This window comes from Microbacterium umsixpiens (assembly GCF_053543675.1).
The window spans coordinates 7513-11207 of sequence record NZ_JBLVOH010000035.1; the positions used below are offsets into that span (position 1 = coordinate 7513).

The window sequence follows — 3695 nt, forward strand, 5'->3', positions numbered from 1 at the left end:
CTCCGCGACGCGTGGCAGCCCACGGCCGGTGCTCCTGCAGAGAGACAGCAGCTGCAGGTCGCCCCGGGTGAGCGCGGTCGCGTCGCCATCCCCCTCACCCCCCGCCGACGCGGTGAGCTGGTGAGCGAGTTCGTGATGATCCGGTCGCGCGGGCCCCTCGGTCTCGCCGGTCGGCAGGCACGGCATCCGGTCCGGGGCGCGATCCGGGTGCTTCCCGCCTTCTCCTCGCGAAAGCACCTGCCGTCGCGCCTGGCACGTCTGCGCGAGCTGGACGGCAACACGAGCATCCAGGTCCGCGGCCAAGGCACCGAGTTCGACTCGTTGCGGGAGTATGTCCGCGGCGACGACGTGCGTTCGATCGACTGGCGCGCGACCGCCCGCGCCGGCACCACGATGCTGCGCACCTGGCGCCCCGAACGCGACCGGCATGTCGTCATCATCATCGACACCGGTCGGACGGCGGCCGCACGCGTCGGCGACGGCACCCGCGTCGACGCCGCTCTGGAAGCGGCGCTGCTGCTGGCTGCACTCGCCGCTCGCGCGGGTGACCACGTGCATCTGCTGATGTACGACCGCGTGGTGCGCGGCCGGGTCACCGGCGTGGACGGCGCGGCACTCCTGCCGGCGATGAGCGACGCCATGGCGCCCGTGGACGCGCGGCTGGTGGACACGGACTGGCACGGTGCCTTCGCCGCCGTGCGCACGCTCACCACGCGGCCTTCTCTGATCGTCGTGCTGACCGCGCAGGACGCGGCAGAATCCGCTCGAGGGTTCCTCGGCGCCTTCCCGAACGCGTCACGTGCGACCACCGTGCTCGTCGGATCGGTCACCGATGACGGCATCGCTGCGCTGGCGCGCGAACGCGGTTCCCGCGAAGAGGTCTATCTCGCTGCCGCGGCGGAGCGGACGCTTCGTGACGCCGAGAACGTCGCGGATGCGATCCGCAGAGCCGGTGGCGAGGCGATCGCCGCCGACCCGGAACAGCTTCCGCCCCGCATCGCCGACCGCTACCTGGAGCTGAAGGCGGCGGGCCGGCTCTGACGACTGCTGTCCTCGACCCGTCCGCGGTCAGCCGGCGATGAGGCGCGGCGTCCCGGCTTCGTACTCGACGAGGTCGCCCGTCTCGCCCCGTCGATGCGCGCGGCCGCCGATGACGAGCATGTAGATGAGGAACACGGCCAGCGCAGCGGCGCCGATGCCGATCTTCACCGGCCACGGCAGCCCCCAACCGGTGACGAAACCCTCGACGAGTCCGGCGAGGAACAGGGCGAACACGAGGCCGAGTGCCACCGTCGCGAGCGAGCGTCCCTCTTCGGCCAGCGCTTCCCCACGGGTACGGTGCCCCGGAGCCACCCAGGCCCAGAACACGTGCAGACCGGCGGCCGCTGCGACGAAGATGCAGGTCATCTCGAGCATGCCGTGCGGAAGGATGTAGAGCACCATCAGGTCGGCCTTGTCGTGCGCGGCCATCACCGCGCCGGACGTTCCGAGGCCTATGGCGTTCTGCATGAGCATGTACACCGGCCAGATCCCCGTGACGCCGAAGAGCACGCACTGCATGGCGATCCAGGCATTGTTGGTCCAGACCATGCCCATGAACTCGGCAGCGGGGTTCTCGGTGTAGTAACCGGTGAAACTCTCGTCGGCGTACTGTTCGAGCAGGTCGGGCGGGCCGAGTGTCGCGATGAGGGCAGGGTCGCTCGCGATCCACGCCGCTGTGCCGACCGCGACGGCGATGAAGGCGACCGCGATGACCAGTGTCGTCCACCGCAAGCGGTACAGGGCGGCCGGAAGCTGCAGACGGAAGAACCGCGCGGTCTGGGTCAGGATGCTGTCGGATGCTCCGGTGAGGCGCAGCCGGGCGCGGACCAGGATCGTGGAGAGGTAGGCACCCTGCGGAGAGTCGCCGACCGACGTCTTCAGCTCGGCGAGATCTGCAGAGGCGGCGCGGTACCGCACGATCAGTTCGTCCACCCCGGCGCCGTCGAGCCGGGCGCGGCTGAGTTCCTCGAGCCGTTCCCATTCCGCACGGCGAGCATCGGTCAGCGCATCGGCATCCACCTGATTTACTGTACTCATGTCCGTCCCGATCGACGTCTCCGACGAGGTGCTCTCCGGCGAGGCCGTCGCGATCGACGTGCAGCCGGTCGGCTTCCTGGTCCGCGCGCTGGGTGCCGCGATCGACATGCTCCTCGGATATGCGGTGTTCATCCTCTGGCTCTTCCTGCGCATCTGGCTGCTCGATGCCGGGGTGCTCAGCGATGCCACCGACCGCATCGCCACGGTCGCGGCGATCGTCGTGAGCTTCGTGGTGCTGCCCATCACGATGGAGGTCGCCCTGAAGGGCCGCAGCCTCGGCAAGCTCGCCGTCGGAGGACGGATCGTCCGCGTGGACGGCGGCGCAGCCGGGTTCCGGCACGCGTTCATCCGGGCGCTTCTCGGCGTCCTGGAGATCTACATGACCTTCGGCGGCATCGCGGTGCTCACGGGTGCCTTCACGGCGCGATCGCAGCGTCTGGGCGACCTGGTCGCCGGCACCTACAGCCAGCGCGTCCGCACGCCGGCACTCCCCACTCACGTGCCGGTGCTGCCCCCTGCCCTCGCCGGCTGGGCGCAGATCGCCGATGTGGCGCGCATGCCCGACCGGCTCGCGCGCCGGATCTCGCAGTTCCTCGTGAGCGCGCCGCGGATGCTCCCCGCCGCTCGAGCGCGGGTGGCGCACGACCTGCTCGCCGAGGCCACACCCTTCGTCTCCCCGATGCCGAGCGCGCCACCGGAACAGGTGCTCGTCGGCATCACGGTGCTGCGGCGGGAGCGCGAGCGCCGCGCGCTGGAGAACGCCGACCGTCGAGCCGAGCGGCTCACCGGCCGACGCGTCGGGGTCTGATCCGTCGCAGCGCGACCCTCGGTCGCGCGATCGATCAGTAGCGGTAGTGCTCGAGCTTGTACGGCCCGTCCACCGGAACGCCGATGTAGGCCGCCTGCTCGTCGCTGAGTGTGGTGAGCTGCACTCCCAGTGCGTCGAGGTGGAGGCGTGCGACCTTCTCGTCGAGCGCCTTCGGCAGGACGTACACGCCCGTGGGGTAGGCGGCGATGTTCGTGTAGAGCTCCAGCTGGGCGAGCACCTGGTTGGTGAATGAGGCGCTCATGACGAACGACGGATGCCCCGTGGCGTTGCCGAGGTTCATCAGTCGCCCCTCGCTGAGCACCAGGACGCTGCGTCCGCTCGGCAGACGCCACTCGTGCACCTGCGGCTTGATCTCGATCTTCTCGACGCCCTCGATGGCTTCGAGGCCCGCCATGTCGATCTCGTTGTCGAAGTGGCCGACGTTCGCGACGATCGCGAGGTGCTTCAGCGCCTGGAGGTGCTCGGTCGTGACGACATCGCGATTGCCGGTGCCGGTCACCACGATGTCGACCTCGCCGGCGACGTCGATCAGGCGCGCCACCTGGAAACCGTCCATCGCCGCCTGCAGCGCGCAGATCGGGTCGACCTCGCTGACGATCACCCTGGCGCCCTGTCCGCGGAGCGCCTCGGCTGCGCCCTTGCCCACGTCGCCGTACCCGCACACGAAGGCGACCTTGCCACCGATGAGCACGTCGGTCGCGCGGTTCAGCCCATCCGGGAGCGAGTGACGGATACCGTACTTGTTGTCGAACTTGCTCTTGGTCACCGAGTCGTTGACGTTGATGGC

The 3695-nt window shown here is 69.7% G+C and carries 4 protein-coding genes; 2 read left to right on the forward strand and 2 right to left on the reverse strand.

The features are described 5' to 3' along the window. A partial coding sequence (locus tag ACNPM4_RS03655; RefSeq protein WP_448984728.1) for a DUF58 domain-containing protein occupies positions 1–1041 on the forward strand: 1041 nt, incomplete at its 5' end. A 27-nt stretch (positions 1042–1068) separates the two neighbouring features. Here the strand turns inward: ACNPM4_RS03655 and ACNPM4_RS03660 are convergent. After that, the gene (locus ACNPM4_RS03660) at positions 1069–2061 is read right to left on the reverse strand and encodes a stage II sporulation protein M (RefSeq protein WP_448984734.1); all 993 of its coding nucleotides are present in this window, start codon (positions 2059–2061) and stop codon (positions 1069–1071) included. 16 nt (positions 2062–2077) lie between these two features. Between ACNPM4_RS03660 and ACNPM4_RS03665 the strand changes: the two genes are divergently transcribed. After that, positions 2078–2887: an RDD family protein gene (locus tag ACNPM4_RS03665; protein ID WP_448984729.1), complete on the forward strand. Its 810-nt coding sequence runs from the start codon at positions 2078–2080 to the stop codon at positions 2885–2887. A 34-nt stretch (positions 2888–2921) separates the two neighbouring features. Here ACNPM4_RS03665 and ACNPM4_RS03670 read toward each other — a convergent pair. After that, on the reverse strand, positions 2922–3695 hold a 774-nt coding region (locus tag ACNPM4_RS03670; protein WP_448984730.1), incomplete at its 5' end, for an adenosylhomocysteinase.